The following is an 18973-nucleotide window of genomic DNA, read 5'->3' as shown; positions in this document are numbered from 1 at the left end:
TCGTCGCCTCCTCCTTCGCCTTCGGAGCCCTTATGCCGTGCTGATGTATCGACTCGATACATCAGCACGATAGAACGGCCCCCGGGTCCCGACAAGTGGGACCGCCGTGACCGGCGTCACATCGTCAATTCACAGCGTTCGACTTGCCTGATTTGGGGTGAACTCCGGCCCTAGGTGGGTTTTGGCCGTGCGTAGTCTGTGCGGCATGCAGAACACCGGGAACCGAGCGCTGCCGCGGGGCGTCAGTGCTCCGGGTGACCGGCTGCGATACGGAGGGGCCTCCGATGGGGTTCCGGCCGTGCGCATTTCGGGGGGACCGGAACTCAACTGCCGCTTCCAGGCGTTCGCGCCTGCCCGAGGAGTAGTCGTTCGATGAGCGAGCATCGTCGCAAAATGCCGCCGCAGCAGCCGCCGACGGGCGGTCGCGCGGCGGCACGGCGCGCTGCCCAGCAGCCGGTGGGCCGCAGGTCGGCCCCGGTCCAAGACGTCGGTACGGGGGCCCCGTCGGCCTCGTACGGGCCTGCTTCCTCCCCCGGGGAGGAGCAGCGGCCCTACGGGGGTCGCGCGGAGGCCCGTAGGGCTGCCCAGCGCGGCAGCCGCCGGAGGGGAGCCGAGACCGGCCCCGGGGGGCCCGGTGGTCCCGGCGGGGGCGGGCGGCGTGGTGGCGGCGGCGGTGGCCGCGGCAGCGGTCCTGGTCGTGGCTCCGGTGGGCCGGGCAAGAAGCGGATCATCGACTACCCCCGTTACGGAAAGTACGGCTGGCGTCGCTGGATGCCGTCGTGGAAGCTCGTGACGGGTACGTTCCTGTTCTTCGTGGCGAGCCTGATGGGCGCGGCCGCCATCGCGTACTCGCGGGTGGACATTCCCAATGAGGCGCTGACGGCGAAGTCGCAGAACAACATCTACTACTGGGCCGACAAGACCCGCATGGTCGCGACGGGCAGCGGCACGAACCGCCAGATCGTCCCGTTCGACAAGATCCCGAAGTCCATGCAGAACGCCGTGATCTCGGCGGAGAACAAGACCTTCTGGGAGGACTCCGGAATCGACCCCATGGGTATCGGCCGTGCCGTGTGGAACATGGCCAAGGGCGGCGAGACCCAGGGTGGTTCGACGATCACCCAGCAGTACGTGAAGAACAACCGTCTTGACGACCAGTCGCAGACCCTCAGCCGGAAGGTGAAGGAACTCTTCATCTCCATGAAGGTCGGCGGCGAGGTCGAGAAGGACGAGATCATGGCCGGCTATCTGAACACCGCGTACTACGGACGTGGCGCCTACGGTGTCCAGGCGGCGGCCCGCGCGTACTTCAACGTCGACGCCGAGAAGCTCGACCCCAGCCAGGCGGCGCTGCTCGCCGCGGTCCTCAAGGGCGCGACGTACTACGACCCCGCCGGCTACCCCGAGATCGACTCCGAGGCCACGCCCGAGAAGAACACGGCGCGCGCCACCGAGCGGTGGTCGTGGATCCTCGACGAGATGCAGAAGGACGGGCACCTCCCGGCGGCGGAGCGTGCGAAGTACACGACGTTCCCCAAGGTCCAGGGGCCGAAGAAGAGCGCCAACCTGAGCGGTCAGATCGGCTATCTGGTCACCACCGCGAAGGCCAACATCAAGGCCCAGTTCGGTATCACCGAGCAGGATCTGGAGCGCGGCGGCTACGAGATCTACACCACCTTCGAGAAGAAGAAGGTGGACGCTCTCGAGGACTCGGTCACGAAGATCCTGGACGAGTACATCGACCCGGAGAAGCGCCCCGACACGGACACGAACGTGCAGTTCGGCGGAGCATCGGTCGACACGGCGACCGGGAAGATCGTCGCCATCTACGGTGGTGTCGACGCGACCAAGCACTTCAGGAGCAACGCGGACAACACCGGTGCCCAGGTCGGATCGACGTTCAAGCCGTTCGTGCTCGCCGCCGCGATGAAGGACGGGGTCCGGGACAAGGACCTGGGGCCGGTCCAGGACGCCTCCAGCCGCACGATCGTGGACCCGGACAAGAGCCGCTACTCCGGCAAGAACGAGTTGAAGATCCGCAAGTACAACGGCGAGATCTGGAAGGACGAGAAGGGCAAGGAGTGGCTCCAGACCAATGACGACGACGCGAGCTACAAGGACATGACCCTGCGTCGCGCCATGGTCCGGTCGGCCAACTCGCCGTACGTGCAGCTCGGCATGGACGTCGGCATCGACAAGGTCCGCAAGGCCGCCGTCGACGCGGGTCTGCGCCCCGACTCGCTCGTCGAGGGCGAGGTGCCCTCGTTCTCCCTCGGTATCTCCAGCCCGAGCGCCATCCGCATGGCCGGCGCCTACGCGACCTTCGCCAACGAGGGCGAGCAGAACGACCCCTACTCGGTGGAGAGCGTGAAGAAGGAGGGCGTCGTCATCCATCAGCACAAGGCGGACCCCAAGATCCCCTTCACCTCGGCCGTCGCCAACAACGTCACCGACGTCCTCCGTTCCGTCGTGGACGAGGACGAGGGCACCGGCAAGAAGGCCCGGATCCCGGGCCGCGAGGTGGCCGGCAAGACCGGTACCACCGACGGCAACAAGTCGGCCTGGTTCGTCGGATACACCCCGCAGCTGTCGACCGCGATCGACATGTACCGGTTCGACGACGACGAGACGAAGAAGAACCGCGAGTTCCAGAAGATGTACGGCACGGGTGACCAGCCGCAGATCCACGGTTCGTCGTTCCCGTCCCGGATCTGGCAGGACTACATGACCGAGGCCGTGGAGAGCTACCCGGCCAAGAGCTTCCCGGAGCCGGAGAAGCTGGAGGGCGCCGAGGCCGTCTTCGGCGGTGGCGCCGCCAGCCCGACGCCGACCCCGACGGCCACCCCGACGCCCACCGAGACCTCGGCCACGCCGACGACGACCGCGCCGACGACCACGCCGCCGCCGACGACGACCGCCCCGACGACGACGCGGACGCCGAAGCCGGGCAAGACGACCTGCGGCGTCTGGGGCTGGGGCTGCACCGAGGAACCGGGTGACCCGGGCGGCAACACGGGGGAGCCCACCACCACGCCACCCACGACCGACACACCGACCGGGACCGGCACACCGACGGACGACGGAAGCGGCCCGGGCGGGGGGAACGGCAAGCCCGACGACGGGTCCTGGGTCCCCTGATCCTCCGCCGGGGGCACTCCCCGGTCCCCCGCCGACGTGTGAACCGAGGGCCGTCGCGTCCGATCCGTACTTTCCTGTACGGGCCGGCCGCGGCGGCCCTCGCCGTTTTCCCGGAGGCGTACGGCAGGATGTCCCCCATGCCGAGCCTCCAGAAGACGAGCGCGCCGCAGGACCGGCCCCAGGGCCGCTCGCAGACGGTCATCCCCACCCACCGGGACAAGGTGGCCGCAGCGGGCAGCGAACTGATCGGCGGCCCCTACGGCCGTCGGGCGAGGACCGGCACCGGGCAGTTCACGCCGGTACGGGTGATCGCCCTCGTGGCCCTCGGCATGTTCGCCCTCGGCATGGTGCAGAAGCTGCCCTGCTACAACTGGGCCTGGTTCCGGGGCACGACCTCCCAGTACACCCACGCCTGCTACTCGGACATCCCGCACCTCTTCACGGGGCGGGGCTTCGCCGAGGGCCTGGTGCCCTACTTCGACCGGCTGAGCGGCGACATACCGTTCCTCGAGTACCCGGTCCTGACCGGGCTCTTCATGGAGGTCGCGGCCTGGCTGACGCCGGGCGGCGGCGACACGATGCAGCGCGAGCAGTCGTACTGGCTGGCCAACGCGGGTCTGCTGATGGTCTGCGCGGCCGTCCTCGCGGTCTGTGTGGCCCGTACGCACCGGCTGCGGCCCTGGGACGGGCTGCTCGTCGCGCTGGCGCCCTCGATCGCGCTGACCGCGACGATCAACTGGGACCTGCTGGCCGTCGCGCTGACGGCCGCCGCGATCCTGATGTGGTCGCGCGAGCGGCCGCTGGCCTTCGGGATCCTGCTCGGCCTGGCCACCGCCTCCAAGTTCTACCCGATACTGCTCCTCTGCCCGCTGCTGCTGCTCTGCTGGCGGGCCGGGAAGTGGCGGGAGTACGGGACCGCGGTGCTGGCGGCGGGCGGCGCGTGGCTGGTGGTGAACCTGCCCGTGATGCTGCTCGCACCGGAGGGCTGGAAGCAGTTCTACCTCTTCAGCCGGGACCGGAACGTCGACTTCGGTTCGATCTGGCTGCTGGTCAGCCAGCGGACGGGCGACGCGATAACGCCGGGCCAGGCCAACCTGTACGCGCTGCTGCTGATGGTGGCGGCGATCGCCGGGCTCGCCTACCTGGCGTTCACGGCGCCCCGCAGGCCCCGCTTCGTCCAGCTGGCGTTCCTGATCGTCGCCGCGTTCGTCCTGACCAACAAGGTCTACTCACCGCAGTACGTGCTGTGGCTGGTGCCGCTGGCGGCGCTCGCCCGGCCGCGCTGGCGCGACTTCCTGATCTGGCAGGCGTGCGAGGTCATGTACTTCGTGGGCGTCTGGATGTACCTGGCGTTCACGAACAGCGGCAACAAGCAGGGCCTGCCGGTGGACGGCTACCAGTTCGCGATCGTGCTGCACCTGCTCGGCACCCTGTACCTGTGCGTGATGGTCGTACGCGACATCCTCACGCCCGAGAGGGACCCGGTGCGGCAGGACGGCGCGGACGACCCCTCGGGGGGCGTCCTGGACGGCGCCGAGGACGTCTTTGTGGCGGGCAGGGCCGCCCATCCCGCCCGGCACGCGGCCCCGGTCGCCGAGGACGGGCCGCTGGTGGAATGGGGAACCCCCAGGAGCTGAGCTCCCGGGGGTGAGGGGCGACCGGCCGGCTCAGCGCTCGACGAGCCGGTCGAACTGCGTCGTGGTGTGGCGCAGATGGGCCACGAGCTCGTCGCCGACCCGGGGCTCCTGGGCGTCGGCCGGCACGAACAGGATCGACACCTGCATGTGCGGCGGCTCGGCGAACCAGCGCTGCTTCCCGGCCCACACGAAGGGCGAGAGGTTCCGGTTGACGGTGGCGAGACCGGCCCGTGCGACGCCCTTGGCGCGCGGCATGACGCCGTGCATGGCCTTCGGCGCCTCCAGGCCCACACCGTGCGAGGTGCCGCCGGCGACGACGACCAGCCAGCCGTCCGACGCGGCCTTCTGCTGGCGGTAGCCGAAGCGGTCGCCCTTGGCGACCCTGGTCACGTCGAGGACCGCGCCCCGGTACTCCGTGGACTCGTGGTCGCCCAGCCACAGCCGGGTGCCGATGCGGGCGCGGAAACGGGTCTGCGGGAACTGCTGCTGGAGCCGTGCCTGTTCCTCGGCCCGCAGGTGGCTGACGAACATGGTGTGCAGCGGCAGCCGGGCGGCGCGCAGCCGGTCCATCCAGCCGATGACCTCCTCGACGGCGTCGGTGCCGTCCGGGCGGTCCAGCGGGAGGTGGAGCGCGAAGCCCTCCAGGCGTACGTCCTCGATGGCGGAGTGGAGCTGCTGGAGCTCCTCCTCGCGGACGCCGTGCCGCTTCATCGAGCTCATGCACTCGATGACGACCCGGGCCCCCACCAGGGCGTGGACGCCGTCCACGGACGACACGGAGCGGATGACCCGGTCGGGCAGCGGAACCGGTTCCTCACCCCGGCGGAAGGGGGTGAGGACCAGCAGGTCGCCGCTGAACCAGTCCTTGATCCGCGCGGCCTCGTACGTGGTGCCCACGGCGAGCATGTCGGCGCCGAACCGGGCCGCCTCGTCAGCGAGGCGTTCGTGGCCGAAGCCGTAGCCGTTGCCCTTGCAGACGGGGATGACACCGGGGAACTGGTCGATGACGGTCTTCTGGTGCGCCCGCCAGCGAGCGGTGTCGACGTAGAGGGAGAGCGCCATGGCCGGCCCGGAACCTTTCTGATGGCAGCGGTGTATCAAAGGTATGTACGAGACTACGGAAACGTCAGCGGCACGGCACGGGTCAGCGGCGCGACATGTAGATGTCGAGCGCCTTGTGCAGCAGCTTGTTCAGCGGGAAGTCCCACTCGCCGACGTACTCGACGGCCTCGCCGCCCGTGCCCACCTTGAACTGGATGAGCCCGAAGAGGTGGTCGGTCTCGTCGAGCGAGTCCGAGATGCCCCGCAGGTCGTAGACGGTCGCGCCCATCGCGTAGGCGTCGCGCAGCATGCGCCACTGCATCGCGTTCGAGGGCCGGACCTCACGGCCGATGTTGTCGGAGGCGCCGTAGGAGTACCAGACGTGGCCGCCGACGACGAGCATCGTCGCCGCGGAGAGGTTCACGCCGTTGTGGCGGGCGAAGTAGAGCCGCATCCGGTTGGGGTCCTCGCTGTTGAGGACGGTCCACATGCGCTGGAAGTACGAGAGCGGACGCGGCCGGAAGTGGTCACGGACGGCCGTGATCTCGTACAGCCGCTGCCACTCGGCCAGGTCCTCGTAGCCGCCCTGGACGACCTCGACGCCGGCCTTCTCGGCCTTCTTGATGTTGCGGCGCCACAGCTGGTTGAAGCCCTTGAGGACATCGTCGAGCGAGCGGTTCGCGAGCGGGACCTGGAAGACGTAGCGGGGCTGCACGTCGCCGAAGCCGGCGCCGCCGTCCTCGGCCTGCTGCCAGCCCATCTTCCGCAGCCGGTCCGCCACTTCGAAGGCGCGCGGCTCGATGTGGGTGGCCTCGACGTCCTTGAGGCGCTTGACGTCCGGGTCCTGGATGCCGGACTTGATGGCGGCCGAGTCCCAGCGCCGGATGACGACCGGCGGGCCCATCTTCACCGAGAAGGCGCCCTGCTGCTTGAGGTGCGCCAGCATCGGCGTCAGCCAGTCGTCGAGGTTGGGCGCGTGCCAGTTGATGACCGGGCCCTCGGGCAGATAGGCCAGGTAGCGCTTGATCTTCGGGAGCTGGCGGTAGAGCACCAGGCCGACGCCGACGAGCTCGCCGTTCTTGTCGAACCAGCCGAGGTTCTCCGAGCGCCACTCGGTCTTCACATCAGCCCACGCCGGGACCTGGCAGTGGCTCGCCGCGGGCTGGCTCTGGATGTACGCCAGATGCTGCTCACGGCTGATGGTCCTCAGGGTCAGGCTCATGCGGGGCGCTCCTCGGCAGGTGTGTCCCCATCGGTCAGGGGCTCCGGCTCTCGCGCCGAAGCCTACTGTGACCGGGGAGCGCCCCGAATGGGTGTGTGCGTCCTGACGTGGCCCGGGGCTCAGCTGACTACCCCGCCGAAGAGCCCGCCGTGGGCCATGCCGAGGTAGAAGCCGAACGCCGACGCGCCGAGTCCGAGGATCAGCAGGAAGCGCTCGCGTGTCGTCACGGAGATGAACTGTCCGTAGCCGCCGGTCAGGATGCCGATGAGCCCCGTCCAGGAGCTGAGCAGGTGCAGGCTGTGGAACTGCGCGGTGACGAAGGCGATGACGCCGAGGAGCAGCGTCACTCCCACCAGGGCGTCCTGGATGGGGTGCGGTTTGCCGTCGGTGGCGAAGAGGGAGTGGCCGGGGTCGGGTCGCATTGCCTGTGCCATGGGGCACCTCCTGGCGTAGCTGCCGGAAGGCGGCGCATCGTAGCGCCGCCGACATCCGTTGTGTACAGATTGCGTCCCCTCGCCGGTGAATTTCAACCGCAGGGCGGTGAGCGGGTACTCTGTACGGTCTGCACCGGTGTCTGCCCTGGTCCGTCTGGATCCCGGCAGTCCCCCTCGTCCGCGAGGGGGACTGTCAGTGGTAGCGGATACCGTTGCTTACGCATCACGACCCTCCTGCCACGGAACGACCGTGGCCGCTGAGTCCAAAGGAGGTGGGTTCCACATGCGTCACTACGAAGTGATGGTCATCCTCGACCCCGATCTCGAGGAGCGCGCTGTCTCCCCGCTGATCGAGAACTTCCTTTCCGTCGTCCGTGAGGGCAACGGAAAGGTCGAGAAGGTCGACACCTGGGGCCGTCGTCGTCTCGCCTACGAGATCAAGAAGAAGCCCGAGGGCATCTACTCGGTCATCGACCTGCAGGCCGAGCCTGCGGTCGTCAAGGAGCTCGACCGACAGCTCAACCTGAACGAGTCGGTCCTCCGGACCAAGGTCCTCCGTCCCGAGACCCACTGAGCTTCTAGCTCAGTGGTCATCGGTTCCGAGTAGCAGCAAAGCAGCCAGAAGCAATCCCGCCGAGAGGTTCCCCCATGGCAGGCGAGACCGTCATCACGGTCGTCGGCAATCTTGTCGACGACCCCGAGCTGCGCTTCACCCCGTCCGGTGCGGCGGTCGCGAAGTTCCGTATCGCGTCCACCCCCCGCACCTTCGACCGTCAGACCAACGAGTGGAAGGACGGCGAAAGCCTCTTCCTCACCTGCTCGGTCTGGCGTCAGGCGGCGGAGAACGTCGCCGAGTCGCTTCAGCGAGGCATGCGCGTCGTCGTGCAGGGCCGACTGAAGCAGCGGTCCTATGAGGACCGTGAGGGCGTCAAGCGCACGGTCTACGAGCTGGACGTCGAGGAAGTCGGCCCCAGCCTCAAGAACGCCACGGCCAAGGTCACCAAGACCACCGGTCGAGGCGGCCAGGGTGGTTACGGCGGGGGCGGCGGCGGCCAGCAGGCCGGCGGCGGCGGTGGCAGCTGGGGTGGAAACTCCGGCGGTGGCCAGCAGGGTGGTGGCGGTGCTCCCGCCGACGACCCGTGGGCGACCGGCGGTCCCTCCTCCTCCGGCGGCGGCCAGCAGCAGGGCGGCGGAGGCGGCTGGGGTGGAAACTCCGGCGGCGGCTACTCGGACGAGCCCCCCTTCTAGGGCACGCCCTAGAAGCAGCTCGTACCCCCATTCTTGATCACACAGGAGAAACACCATGGCGAAGCCGCCTGTGCGCAAGCCTAAGAAGAAGGTCTGCGCGTTCTGCAAGGACAAGACCCAGTACGTGGACTACAAGGACACGAACATGCTGCGGAAGTTCATTTCCGACCGCGGCAAGATCCGTGCCCGCCGCGTGACCGGCAACTGCACGCAGCACCAGCGTGACGTCGCCACGGCCGTCAAGAACAGCCGTGAGATGGCGCTGCTGCCCTACACGTCCACCGCGCGATAAGGAAAGGGTGACCGAATAATGAAGATCATCCTGACCCACGAGGTCTCCGGCCTCGGCACCGCCGGCGACGTCGTCGACGTCAAGGACGGCTACGCCCGCAACTACCTGGTCCCGCGTGGTTTCGCGATCCGCTGGACCAAGGGTGGCGAGCAGGACGTGGCGCAGATCCGCCGCGCCCGCAAGATCCACGAGATCGCGACCATCGAGCAGGCCAACGAGATCAAGGCCAAGCTCGAGGGTACGAAGGTGCGCCTGGCCGTTCGCTCCGGCGACGCCGGCCGTCTCTTCGGCTCCGTGACCCCGGCCGACATCGCCTCGGCGATCAAGGCTGCGGGCGGCCCCGACGTCGACAAGCGTCGCGTCGAGCTCGGTTCGCCGATCAAGACCCTGGGCTCGCACCAGGTGTCCGTGCGTCTGCACGCCGACGTTGCCGCGAAGCTCGGCGTCGAGATCGTCGCCGCGTAACGCTGCCGTTGGCGCTCTGCGCTCAGCAGTGAGGAAGGGCCGCACCCCTCGGGGTGCGGCCCTTCCGCTGTGTCACGGGGTGTTTCACGTGAAACATTCAGCGCGTGGCGCCGGTGACGATCCAGCGGCCCGAGCGGGAGCGGAGCCACAGCGTGGCCATGCGGACGGTCATCATCAGCGTCATCGCCCACCAGAGTGCCGTCAGACCGCCGCCGAGCGCCGGGACCAGCAGGGCCACCGGGGCGAAGACGGCGAGCGTCAGGAGCATGGCCCAGGCCAGGTAGGGGCCGTCCCCCGCGCCCATCAGGACGCCGTCGAGAACGAAGACGACCCCGGAGATCGGCTGCGAGAGCGCGACCACGAGCAGAGCCGGGAGCAGGGTGTCCTGGACGGTGGTGTCGCCGGTGAAGAGCGGGATGAACAGAGGGCGGGCGAGGATGAGCAGCGCGCCGAGCACCACACCGGAGACCACGCCCCACTGGACCATGCGGCGGCAGACCTGGCGGGCGCCCTCGGCGTCGTTCGCCCCGAGATAGCGACCGATGATGGCCTGACCCGCGATGGCGATCGCGTCGAGGGCGAAGGCCATCAGGCTCCACAGGGACAGGATGATCTGGTGGGCAGCGACCTCGGCGTCGCCCATCCGGGCCGCGACGGCCGTGGCGATCATCAGGACCGCGCGGAGTGAGAGCGTACGGACGAGGAGCGGGACGCCGGCCTGGGCGGAGGCGCGTATGCCGGCCGCGTCGGGGCGGAGGGAGGCTCCGTGTCGCCGGGCGCCCCGGACGACCACGACGAGGTAGGCGACGGCCATGCCGCACTGGGCGATCACGGTGCCCCAGGCCGAGCCCGCGATCCCCAGACCGGCGCCGTAGACAAGGCCGACGTTGAGCGCGCCGTTGGCGGCGAAGCCGCCGATGGCCACGTAGAGCGGTGTACGCGTGTCCTGGAGGCCCCGCAGGACGCCGGTGGCGGCCAGGACCACCAGCATGGCGGGGATGCCGAGGCTGGAGATCCTGAGATACGTGACGGCGTAGGGTGCGGCGGTGTCGGAGGCCCCGAAGAGCTCGATGAGCCAGGGTGCTGTGGGCAGGGTCAGTGCGACGACGGCAGCGCCGAGGAGGAGGGCGAGCCAGATGCCGTCCATGCCCTGCCGGATCGCGGCCTGGAGGTCTCCGGCGCCGACGCGGCGGGAGACGGCGGCCGTCGTGGCGTAGGCGAGGAAGACGAAGACGCTGACGGCGGTGGACAGCAGGGCGGCGGCGATCGCGAGACCCGCGAGCTGAGGGGTGCCGAGATGGCCGACGATGGCGCTGTCGACCATGAGGAAAAGCGGCTCGGCGACAAGGGCACCGAAGGCCGGCAGGGCGAGGGAGACGATCTCGCGGTCGTGCTGTCGGCGGACGGCCTTCTTGGGTGTCGCGGGGGCCTGGGTCATGGGGTCAATCTAATCTTCCACAGGTAAGCGATGCAATGCTCTGTGATCCTTACTTGTGGAGGGCAAGGCGCTTCGGGTGTGGGTCGTTTGTTCTGATCTTGGTCCAGGGGGAAAAGTTTTTCTCCCCCACAGCCGGTGGATGGGAAAAGCGCAGGTCAGGACTGTGAGGGTGGGGGTGCTATGAGTTTGTCCACATGGCTGTCCCCCGCTCCGTGCACAGGTTCCGGCGAGTTCTCCACAGGCTGAGGCCCTTCACCCACAGGGCCTGTGGATAACCAGATTGGCTGACGCCTCTCGCGGGCCTACCGTGGTCCGGCGCCCGACGCGCCAGAAGCGGTCGCAAAGCCACTCGTTGATCAAGCCCGTGGCGTAAGAAAGAGTGGCATGGCGAGGTCCGCGGAGCGGACGGGAGGAGGTGCTTGGTGAGCATTCCCGAGCCCCTGGACGACCCTTGGGCCGACAGCGGACCGAGCGACCGACTGCCCACCCGTACCCGCGTTGACGGGCGCGGCCGCGGCCGTGGGCGGGACGACCAGCACGAGCGCGGCGGCGAAGGCGGGCCGTGGGACGGCGGGCTCTCCGGCTTCGAGCGTGTTCCCCCGCAGGACCTCGATGCCGAGCAGTCCGTCCTCGGCGGCATGCTGCTCTCCAAGGACGCCATCGCGGACGTCGTGGAGATCATCAAGGGCAACGACTTCTACAAGCCCGCCCACGAGACCGTCTACGCCGCGATCCTCGACCTCTACGCCAAGGGCGAGCCGGCCGACCCGATCACGGTCGGTGCCGAGCTCACGAAGCGCGGCGAGATCACCCGTGTCGGCGGTGCCTCCTATCTGCACACCCTGGTCCAGTCGGTACCGACGGCGGCCAACGCCTCGTACTACGCGGAGATCGTCCACGAGCGAGCCGTTCTGCGTCGCCTCGTCGAGGCCGGCACCAAGATCACGCAGATGGGCTACGCGGCCGATGGAGACGTCGACGAGATCGTGAACTCGGCCCAGGCCGAGATCTACGCGGTCACCGAGCAGCGGACCACCGAGGACTATCTGCCGCTCGGCGACATCATGGAGGGGGCGCTCGACGAGATCGAGGCGATCGGCTCCCGCAGCGGTGAGATGACCGGTGTGCCCACCGGCTTCACCGACCTGGACTCGCTCACCAACGGTTTGCACCCCGGCCAGATGATCATCATCGCGGCACGTCCCGCCATGGGTAAGTCGACCCTCGCGCTGGACTTCGCGCGGGCGGCCTCCATCAAGCACAACCTGCCCAGCGTCATCTTCTCCCTCGAAATGGGCCGCAACGAGATCGCGATGCGTCTGCTGTCGGCGGAGGCCCGGGTCGCGCTGCACCACATGCGCTCCGGCACGATGACCGACGAGGACTGGACCCGGCTCGCCCGCCGGATGCCGGACGTCTCCCAGGCCCCGCTGTACATCGACGACTCCCCGAACCTGTCGATGATGGAGATCCGCGCGAAGTGCCGCCGGCTCAAGCAGCGCAACGGCCTCAAGCTCGTCATCATCGACTATCTGCAGCTGATGCAGTCCGGTGGCTCGAAGCGGCAGGAGAGCCGTCAGCAAGAGGTCTCCGACATGTCGCGAAACCTGAAGCTGCTCGCCAAGGAGCTGGAGCTGCCCGTGATCGCGCTCTCCCAGCTGAACCGTGGTCCCGAACAGCGCACCGACAAGAAGCCGATGGTCTCCGACCTGCGTGAGTCCGGCTCGATCGAGCAGGACGCGGACATGGTCATCCTGCTGCACCGCGAGGACGCCTACGAGAAGGAGTCACCGCGAGCGGGCGAGGCCGACATCATCGTCGGCAAGCACCGTAACGGCCCGACGGCCACGATCACCGTGGCCTTCCAGGGCCACTACTCCCGCTTCGTGGACATGGCTCAGACCTGATCCTGCCCGAGGAGCGCGCGTGAGGCCGCTGGTCGGGGGATCGCGTTGGATGGGGCCCATGACGACAACCTTCGAAGCTCTGTTGCCCGGTACCGAGCGAGCTCTGCTGCATCGCGTCGCGGTCGCCCAGTCGGAGGGACGGACGCCCTCCTTCGTGGGGGCCGTGGTGCGCGACGGAGCGCTGGTGTGGAGCGGCTCGCGCAGTTGCGTGGACGGGCACGCGCCGGACGCCGACACCCAGTTCAGGATCGGGTCGATCACCAAGGTGTTCACCGCCGTGCTGGTGATGCGGCTGCGGGACGAAGGGCTTCTCAGCCTCAACGAACCGCTGGCGCGGCACCTCAAGGGCACCGGCGTCGGAGACGTGACGATCGCTCAGCTCCTCGGCCACAGCGGCGGTCTGGCGGCCGAGACGCCCGGTCAGTGGTGGGAGCGTTCGTCCGCAGCGCTGCGGCCGGAGCTTTCCGACGTCCTGGGGGAGCAGCCCTTCCGCCACGCGCCTGGGCGCCGTCACCACTACTCCAACCCCGGGTACACGCTCCTCGGTTCACTGGTCGAGGCCGTGCGGGGGGCGTCCTGGGAGGAGGCGCTGCGCCGCGAGATCCTGGAGCCGCTCGGGATGAGCCGGACGACGCTCGATCCGGTCGCCCCGCACGCGGGCGGCTGGGCGGTGCACCCCTGGGCCGATGTGATGCTGCCGGAGCCGTCCGAGGACCTCGGGCTGATGGCTCCGGCCGGGCAGCTCTGGTCGACGGCGGCGGATCTCGCCCGCTTCGCCGCCTTCCTCGCGGCCGGTGACGAGCGGGTGCTCGTCGCGGCCTCCGTGGCGGAGATGCGGGCCCCGGCCGCCGCGGCCGGGGAGGGCGACTGGGAGGGAGGCTACGGGCTCGGTCTCCAGCTGCTTCGCAAGGACGGGCGGACCCTGATCGGTCACACCGGTTCGCTCCCCGGCTTCGTCGCCGCCCTCTGGGTGAGCGTGGAGGACGGGCTCGCGGCGATCGCCCTCTCCAATGCCACCTCGGGGCCGCTGACGGGGGTCGTGGCCGCCGACCTCGTACGGATCGTGGCGGAGGCGGAACCGAAGTTCCCGGAGCCCTGGCGCCCGCTTCCGGAAGCCGAGGCGGACGAGGAGCTGCTGGCCTTGACGGGCCTCTGGTACTGGGGCACGTACGCCTACGGGCTCCGGATCTGCCCCGAGCGGAGTGTGGTGCTCGAACCCCTGCGGGGAGCCGGGCGGCGGGCCCGCTTCCGGGCCCTGCCCGAGGGCGGCTGGGTCGGGCTGAACGGCTACTACGAGGGGGAGACGCTCCGGGCGGTGCGGCGCGCCGACGGCAGCGTGAGCCATCTCGACCTCGGCTCCTTCGTCTTCACACGGGAGCCGTACGCGCCGACGGACGTGGTGCCCGGTGGCGTGGACGAGGCGGGCTGGCGCGGTCTCTGAGCCGTTCCGAACTGTTTCACGTGGAACAGAGCCCTTCTGTGCTGTTTCACGTGAAACAGCGCGCCGGGACGGTGGCCCGGCGCGCTGTTCTCCCGTTTCAGAGGCTCTTCTTGAAGCCCACGTGGGACGCCTCGAAGCCGAGGCGCTCGTAGAAGCGGTGGGCATCGGTGCGGGTGATGTCGGAGGTCAGCTGCACGAGCCGGCAGCCCTGCCGTCCGGACTCTGTGACGGCCCATTCGATGAGCTGGGATCCGAGACCGCTGCCGCGCTCGTCGGCGTGGACGCGGACGCCCTCGATGATCGAGCGGATGGTGCCCCGGCGGGAGAGCCCTGGGATGACCGTCAGCTGGAGGGTGCCGACGACTTTGTCCTCGCGGACCGCCACGACGACATGCTGGTTCGGGTCGCCCGCGAGGCGCTCGAACGCGGTGAGGTACGGGCTGAGGTCGTCCGGAGATTCACGCTGCGCGCCCAGGGGGTCGTCGGCGAGCATCGCGACGATGGCTTCGAGGTCCTCCGCGGTGGCGGGGCGTATCTCAAGATCGCTCATGCCCGCAGCGTACGCCGGGCCACTTATGCGGGAACGCCCACGCCTTCCACGACCCGGACCAGCGGGGCCAGCTCCGGATTCTTGGCGGCCTCGTCGAGGGCCTCGCGCAGGGCGCTGTCGTTGGTCGGGCGGGCCTCTGTCAGGAGCTTCTGGCCGGCCTCGGTGACATCCGTGTAGATGCCGCGCCGGTCGGTGGCGCAGAGGTACCGGGTGAGCAGTCCCCTGTCCTCGAGCCGGGTGACCAGTCGGGTCGTGGCGCTCTGGCTGAGGACGACCGCGTCGGCGACCTGCTTCATCTGGAGGTGCCCGCCCGGTCCGCTGTGCTGGCGGCTCAGGACGTCGAGGAGCGAGTACTCCCGCACGCTCAGACCGTGCCGACTCTCGAGAGCGCGCTCGATGTGCGACTCGATCCTGCCGTGCAGCAGGGAGAGGGCGCACCAGCGCTGGGAGAGCGCCGTGAGTGCGGGGTCCGTCGCGGTCATGGTCTCTCCTCGGTCTCTCCTCGGCACCGGAGTGGTTCTCGACCCAGGGTAAACGATGAGGCGCAATAATGCGCGTGTGCAAGTAAATCTGGCGGGTGGACCGGCCCCCGCCCGGCAGGGCGTGAACCGAACCCCGCGCTATCCGGCCGCGACGGTCAGGGGAGCAAAGCGGCGGCGCCAGTCGCCGGGGAGGTCGGGGAGGGAGCGGACCATCACCGCGTTGGAGGCGATCGAGTCGATGCCGTTCTCCTTCACCCAGCTCAGCAGGGCCGAGTGACGCACATCGATGTCGGTGCGCAGCGGGCGGTCGGTGGCGGCCGCGAGTGAGGCGATCAGGGCCTGGGCGGTGGCGGTGTCCCGGGCGATCAGGGGTCCGACGACATGGGTGTCCATGTTGGGCCAGGCCGCTGCGAAGCCGGTGATCTCGCCGTTTTCCTCCGCGACCCGGAGATGGTCGGCGAACGCGGGGAGCCGGGTGATCACATGGGTGCGGTCGAGGCCGAAGACCTCGTGGTCCAAGCGCAGGATCGCCTGGAGGTCCTCCGCTGTCGCCGGGCGGACCGGAACGGCCGGGGCGGGTGTGGTGAAGGTGAAGCGCCCGAGCACCATCTCCGCACGGCCCGTCTCCGTGAAGCCCAGCTGCTCGTAGAGGGGCTGTCCGAACGGCGTGGCGTGCAGGGTGAGCGGAGTGTCCCCGGCCTCCGCCAGGACGTGCTCCATGAGCCGGCGTCCCACCCCTTGGCGCGCGTACTGCTCGGCGACGAGCATCATGCCGATCGCGGCGAGCCCCGGGCCGTACGACGTCACCACGGAGCAGGTGATCAGCCCGGCTCCGGACGGGTCGTCGATGCCGTAGCCGGTGCCGGCGGTGAGGAGGAGGCCCCACTTGTGTTCCTCGCGCGGCCAGCCCCGGTTCTCGGAGAGGTCGGCGCAGGCGAGGAGGTCGTCCACGGTGAGGCGCCGGATGGGGAGCTGGGCGAGCGCGGAGGGGAGAATCGGCATGCTGTCAGGCTGGCCGACGTGGTGATCTTCCGTCCACCGCTTTAGCGGATCTGGCCGATACGTATGCGCGGCGTGGAGCAGGCGCGGAGCAGGTATGGAGCCGACACGGCGAGGGTGATCGGCTGGAAGAGGCGTTGATTCCACGTCGTGGGATGGAGACGATGTTTCACGTGAAACCGCGACAGCAGAGACTGCACTTCTTCGACCTCGACGGCACCCTGATCCGCGGGTCGGCCGCGGCGGTGGAGATCTCCCGGCAACTGGGCGTCGACGAGGAGATCGCCGCCCTGGAGGAGGGATTTCTGCAAGGGCTCACCCCGGACGAGTTCGCCGTCCGAGCCCGCGAGCTGTGGTCCGCGCTCACCGTGGACCAGGTCGCGGCGGCCTTCGAAGGGGCGCCCTGGCTGCTGGGCATCCGTGAGGTCTGGGCAGACATCCGGGACCGGGGCGACCGCTGCGCCGTCATCTCGCTCTCACCCGACTTCTTCGTCGAGCGGCTTCTCGACTGGGGTGCCGACGCCGCGCACGGATCGCACTGGCCGACCGTCCCCTTCACCGAGCCGATCCACCGGCCCGGCATCCTCAACGCGCTGGCGAAGGTGCGGATCGCACGGGAACTCTGTGCGGAGTACGGGGTGGATCCCGCACACTGCGTCGCGTACGGCGACTCGATGTCCGACGCGGAGCTCTTCGCGATCGTGCCGGACACCGTGGCGGTGAACGCGGACCACCATCTCGCCGGGCTCGCCCGTCACAGCTACACCGGAGGGGATCTGCGCGAGGCCTACGCCCTGGTCCGAAACAGCGCAGCTTAGTCAGAAACCCTGCCCTTTGGCCCGAGAACGCCGCTTTCCCTCCGAAGCGGTGTTCGGAGGGGTCATGCTGCGTCCACGGAAGCCGGCCAGCGCGAGGGCGAGGCACATCATGGATGCTCCGACCACCACGAGGGCAGCGGAGGACGGGGACGGGCCGGAGCGCCCGGCGGGGGACGGTAAGGAGCCCCGCCGTTCTGATGACGGAAACGAGCCCCGCCGTCCGGATGACGGGAACGAGCCCCGAATACCCGCGGAAGCCTCCGCCGACGCGGTACTCGTCCGCCGCACTCTCGCGGAGATCGCGCCGGTCGCCGACCGGGTGACCTCGTACTTCTACGCCCTGCTCTTCATAGGGAATCCGGGGCTGCGCGAGATGTTCCCCGCCGCCATGGACACCCAGCGCGACCGGCTCCTGAAGGCACTGCTCACCGCGACGGAGCACCTGGACGACACCCCGGTGCTCACCGCGTATCTGCAGCACCTCGGTAGGGGTCACCGCAAGTACGGCACCCACGCCGCCCACTACCCGGCCGTCGGAGAGGCCCTCATCGGCGCGCTCACGCGGTACGCGACGACGACCTGGGACGCGGAGACCCAGGCGGCCTGGGTCCGTACGTACACGACGATCTCCCAGATCATGATCGACGCGGCGGCGGAGGACGAGCGCTCGGCGCCCGCCTGGTGGCAGGTCGAGGTGGTCTCCCACGATCTGCGGACCCCGGACATCGCCGTCGTCACGCTCCGGCCCGATCAGCCGTACCCCTTCCTCGCGGGGCAGTACACGACGCTGGAGACCCCGTGGTGGCCACGGATATGGCGCCACTACTCGTTCGCCTCGGCGCCGCGGCCCGACGGACTGCTCTCCCTGCACGTGAAGGCGGTCCCGGCGGGCTGGGTGTCCAACGCGCTGGTCCACCGGGCGCGCCCCGGGGACGTCCTCCGCCTCGGCCCGCCGGCCGGCTCCATGACCGTCGACCACGACACGGACACCGGCCTGCTCTGTGTGGGTGGCGGCACCGGGATAGCTCCCATCAAGGCCCTGGTGGAGGACGTCGCCGAGCACGGGGACCGGCGCCCCGTCGACGTCTTCTACGGGGCGCGCAGCGGCCACGACCTCTACGACATCGACACGATGCTGCGGCTCCAGAAGACCTTCCCCTGGCTCTCCGTCCATCCGGTCACCGAGGAGCAGGGGCGGCTCCCGGAGGCCGTCTGCCGCTACGGCTCCTGGAGCGAACGCGACGCCTACCTCTCGGGGCCGCTCGGCATGGTCCGTCGCGGGGTGGACGCGCTGCGGGGAGCGGGCGTCCCCGCGGAGCGCATCCGGCACGACTTCCTCGCCGAACTGGCCCCGGTGGCCGACGATCAGCCCAGGTCGGGGGCGTGCATGGCGCGGACGCCCTCGATGTTGCCGTCGAGGTAGTGGCGCAACGAGAGGGGGACGAGGTGCACGGCGGCGATGCCGACCCGGCTGAAGGGCACCCGGACGATCTCGTACTCGCCGACGGGTTCGTTCATCTCGGGGCCGTGCCGCAGCGAGGTGTCCATGGAGTCGAGCCGGCAGACGAAGAAGTGCTGGACCTTCACCCCGGAGACCCCGCCGTCGACGATGTGCTCGACGGTGTCGACGAAGCAGGGCACCACATCGACGATCTTGGCACCGAGTTCCTCGTGGACCTCGCGGTGCAGGGCCTCGACGACGGTGGCGTCGGTGGGTTCCACACCGCCACCGGGCGTGACCCAGTAGGGATCCATCCCGGGCTTCGTGCGCTTGATGAGGATGAGGTCGTCCCCGTCGAGCAGGATGGCACGTGCGGTGCGCTTGATCACGGGCCGTTCGTTCATGGGCCGTTCGTTCATG

18 protein-coding genes are annotated in these 18973 nt (G+C 69.3%); 10 read left to right on the top strand and 8 right to left on the bottom strand.

Annotated features, from left to right (window positions below):
* Window positions 1–372: 372 nt before the first annotated feature.
* Window positions 373–3138 (top strand): transglycosylase domain-containing protein, encoded by a 2766-nt coding sequence (locus N5875_RS19455; protein WP_318208267.1) that lies wholly within the window; start codon window positions 373–375, stop codon window positions 3136–3138.
* Between the two features lie 137 nt (window positions 3139–3275).
* Window positions 3276–4775: a glycosyltransferase 87 family protein gene (locus N5875_RS19450; RefSeq protein ID WP_338495128.1), complete on the top strand. Its 1500-nt coding sequence runs from the start codon at window positions 3276–3278 to the stop codon at window positions 4773–4775.
* A gap of 30 nt (window positions 4776–4805) precedes the next feature.
* Here N5875_RS19450 and N5875_RS19445 read toward each other — a convergent pair whose 3' ends face one another.
* The 3 genes from N5875_RS19445 to N5875_RS19435 form a co-directional block, all read right to left on the bottom strand.
* Window positions 4806–5837, bottom strand: coding sequence for an alanine racemase (locus N5875_RS19445; RefSeq protein WP_318208269.1), 1032 nt, complete (start codon window positions 5835–5837; stop codon window positions 4806–4808).
* An 82-nt stretch (window positions 5838–5919) separates the two neighbouring features.
* Window positions 5920–7038: a peptidoglycan bridge formation glycyltransferase FemA/FemB family protein gene (locus N5875_RS19440; RefSeq protein ID WP_030317960.1), complete on the bottom strand. Its 1119-nt coding sequence runs from the start codon at window positions 7036–7038 to the stop codon at window positions 5920–5922.
* 119 nt (window positions 7039–7157) lie between these two features.
* Window positions 7158–7472 (bottom strand): hypothetical protein, encoded by a 315-nt coding sequence (locus N5875_RS19435; protein ID WP_318208270.1) that lies wholly within the window; start codon window positions 7470–7472, stop codon window positions 7158–7160.
* A gap of 283 nt (window positions 7473–7755) precedes the next feature.
* Between N5875_RS19435 and rpsF the strand changes: the two genes are divergently transcribed.
* From rpsF to rplI, 4 genes are all read left to right on the top strand, one after another.
* Window positions 7756–8046, top strand: a complete 291-nt coding sequence (gene rpsF / locus N5875_RS19430; RefSeq protein WP_015034882.1) for a 30S ribosomal protein S6 — start codon at window positions 7756–7758, stop codon at window positions 8044–8046.
* 74 nt (window positions 8047–8120) lie between these two features.
* A complete protein-coding gene (locus N5875_RS19425) occupies window positions 8121–8720 on the top strand; it encodes a single-stranded DNA-binding protein (protein ID WP_318208271.1) in 600 nt (199 codons plus the stop codon).
* 55 nt (window positions 8721–8775) lie between these two features.
* Window positions 8776–9012, top strand: a complete 237-nt coding sequence (gene rpsR, locus N5875_RS19420) for a 30S ribosomal protein S18 (RefSeq protein WP_003967857.1) — start codon at window positions 8776–8778, stop codon at window positions 9010–9012.
* 18 nt (window positions 9013–9030) lie between these two features.
* Entirely contained in the window at window positions 9031–9477 is a 447-nt protein-coding gene (gene rplI, locus N5875_RS19415; RefSeq protein ID WP_030317964.1) for a 50S ribosomal protein L9, read from the top strand.
* Window positions 9478–9574: 97 nt separating this feature from the next.
* Here rplI and N5875_RS19410 read toward each other — a convergent pair whose 3' ends face one another.
* On the bottom strand, window positions 9575–10915 hold the full coding sequence (locus N5875_RS19410; protein ID WP_318208272.1) for an MATE family efflux transporter: 1341 nt from the start codon (window positions 10913–10915) through the stop codon (window positions 9575–9577).
* A 422-nt stretch (window positions 10916–11337) separates the two neighbouring features.
* Between N5875_RS19410 and dnaB the strand changes: the two genes are divergently transcribed.
* Window positions 11338–12822 carry a replicative DNA helicase gene (dnaB, locus tag N5875_RS19405; protein ID WP_318208273.1) on the top strand — a complete coding sequence of 495 codons (1485 nt, stop codon included), beginning with the start codon at window positions 11338–11340 and terminating at the stop codon, window positions 12820–12822.
* A 58-nt stretch (window positions 12823–12880) separates the two neighbouring features.
* Window positions 12881–14263 (top strand): serine hydrolase domain-containing protein, encoded by a 1383-nt coding sequence (locus N5875_RS19400; RefSeq protein WP_338495117.1) that lies wholly within the window; start codon window positions 12881–12883, stop codon window positions 14261–14263.
* Window positions 14264–14360: 97 nt separating this feature from the next.
* On the opposite strand, the gene N5875_RS19395 is transcribed toward N5875_RS19400, so the two are convergent.
* The 3 genes from N5875_RS19395 to N5875_RS19385 all read right to left on the bottom strand — a co-directional run bounded on the left by N5875_RS19395 (window position 14361) and on the right by N5875_RS19385 (window position 16297).
* Window positions 14361–14813, bottom strand: a complete 453-nt coding sequence (locus tag N5875_RS19395; RefSeq protein WP_338495116.1) for a GNAT family N-acetyltransferase — start codon at window positions 14811–14813, stop codon at window positions 14361–14363.
* Between the two features lie 23 nt (window positions 14814–14836).
* Window positions 14837–15295, bottom strand: a complete 459-nt coding sequence (locus N5875_RS19390) for a MarR family transcriptional regulator (RefSeq protein ID WP_318208276.1) — start codon at window positions 15293–15295, stop codon at window positions 14837–14839.
* Between the two features lie 138 nt (window positions 15296–15433).
* A complete protein-coding gene (locus tag N5875_RS19385; protein WP_318208277.1) occupies window positions 15434–16297 on the bottom strand; it encodes a GNAT family N-acetyltransferase in 864 nt (287 codons plus the stop codon).
* A 161-nt stretch (window positions 16298–16458) separates the two neighbouring features.
* Here N5875_RS19385 and N5875_RS19380 point away from each other — a divergent pair, with 161 nt between their 5' ends.
* Entirely contained in the window at window positions 16459–17112 is a 654-nt protein-coding gene (locus N5875_RS19380) for an HAD-IB family phosphatase (RefSeq protein WP_318208278.1), read from the top strand.
* A 64-nt stretch (window positions 17113–17176) separates the two neighbouring features.
* The gene (locus N5875_RS19375) at window positions 17177–18535 is read left to right on the top strand and encodes a globin domain-containing protein (protein WP_338495112.1); all 1359 of its coding nucleotides are present in this window, start codon (window positions 17177–17179) and stop codon (window positions 18533–18535) included.
* Here N5875_RS19375 and N5875_RS19370 read toward each other — a convergent pair.
* A complete protein-coding gene (locus N5875_RS19370; RefSeq protein WP_318208604.1) occupies window positions 18478–18957 on the bottom strand; it encodes an NUDIX hydrolase in 480 nt (159 codons plus the stop codon). The two genes, N5875_RS19375 and N5875_RS19370, sit on opposite strands and share 58 nt — an antisense overlap.
* Window positions 18958–18973 lie beyond the last annotated feature (16 nt).

Origin of the sequence: Streptomyces sp. SJL17-4 (genome assembly GCF_036826855.1) — a bacterium.
In the GTDB taxonomy this organism is placed as follows: domain Bacteria; phylum Actinomycetota; class Actinomycetes; order Streptomycetales; family Streptomycetaceae; genus Streptomyces.
Note: the sequence above shows the minus strand (reverse complement) of the source record. Positions and strands in the feature narration are given on the sequence as shown.

What these genes read in the sequence shown, in the direction of transcription:
- N5875_RS19455 (WP_318208267.1), top strand. Translation starts at nt 373, where the DNA reads ATGAGCGAGCATCGTCGCAAAATGCCGCCGCAGCAGCCGCCGACGGGC.
- N5875_RS19450 (WP_338495128.1), top strand. Translation starts at nt 3,276, where the DNA reads ATGCCGAGCCTCCAGAAGACGAGCGCGCCGCAGGACCGGCCCCAGGGC.
- N5875_RS19445 (WP_318208269.1), bottom strand. Translation starts at nt 5,837, where the DNA reads ATGGCGCTCTCCCTCTACGTCGACACCGCTCGCTGGCGGGCGCACCAG.
- N5875_RS19440 (WP_030317960.1), bottom strand. Translation starts at nt 7,038, where the DNA reads ATGAGCCTGACCCTGAGGACCATCAGCCGTGAGCAGCATCTGGCGTAC.
- N5875_RS19435 (WP_318208270.1), bottom strand. Translation starts at nt 7,472, where the DNA reads ATGGCACAGGCAATGCGACCCGACCCCGGCCACTCCCTCTTCGCCACC.
- rpsF (WP_015034882.1), top strand. Translation starts at nt 7,756, where the DNA reads ATGCGTCACTACGAAGTGATGGTCATCCTCGACCCCGATCTCGAGGAG.
- N5875_RS19425 (WP_318208271.1), top strand. Translation starts at nt 8,121, where the DNA reads ATGGCAGGCGAGACCGTCATCACGGTCGTCGGCAATCTTGTCGACGAC.
- rpsR (WP_003967857.1), top strand. Translation starts at nt 8,776, where the DNA reads ATGGCGAAGCCGCCTGTGCGCAAGCCTAAGAAGAAGGTCTGCGCGTTC.
- rplI (WP_030317964.1), top strand. Translation starts at nt 9,031, where the DNA reads ATGAAGATCATCCTGACCCACGAGGTCTCCGGCCTCGGCACCGCCGGC.
- N5875_RS19410 (WP_318208272.1), bottom strand. Translation starts at nt 10,915, where the DNA reads ATGACCCAGGCCCCCGCGACACCCAAGAAGGCCGTCCGCCGACAGCAC.
- N5875_RS19400 (WP_338495117.1), top strand. Translation starts at nt 12,881, where the DNA reads ATGACGACAACCTTCGAAGCTCTGTTGCCCGGTACCGAGCGAGCTCTG.
- N5875_RS19395 (WP_338495116.1), bottom strand. Translation starts at nt 14,813, where the DNA reads ATGAGCGATCTTGAGATACGCCCCGCCACCGCGGAGGACCTCGAAGCC.
- N5875_RS19390 (WP_318208276.1), bottom strand. Translation starts at nt 15,295, where the DNA reads ATGACCGCGACGGACCCCGCACTCACGGCGCTCTCCCAGCGCTGGTGC.
- N5875_RS19385 (WP_318208277.1), bottom strand. Translation starts at nt 16,297, where the DNA reads ATGCCGATTCTCCCCTCCGCGCTCGCCCAGCTCCCCATCCGGCGCCTC.
- N5875_RS19380 (WP_318208278.1), top strand. Translation starts at nt 16,459, where the DNA reads ATGTTTCACGTGAAACCGCGACAGCAGAGACTGCACTTCTTCGACCTC.
- N5875_RS19375 (WP_338495112.1), top strand. Translation starts at nt 17,177, where the DNA reads ATGCTGCGTCCACGGAAGCCGGCCAGCGCGAGGGCGAGGCACATCATG.
- N5875_RS19370 (WP_318208604.1), bottom strand. Translation starts at nt 18,957, where the DNA reads ATGAACGAACGGCCCGTGATCAAGCGCACCGCACGTGCCATCCTGCTC.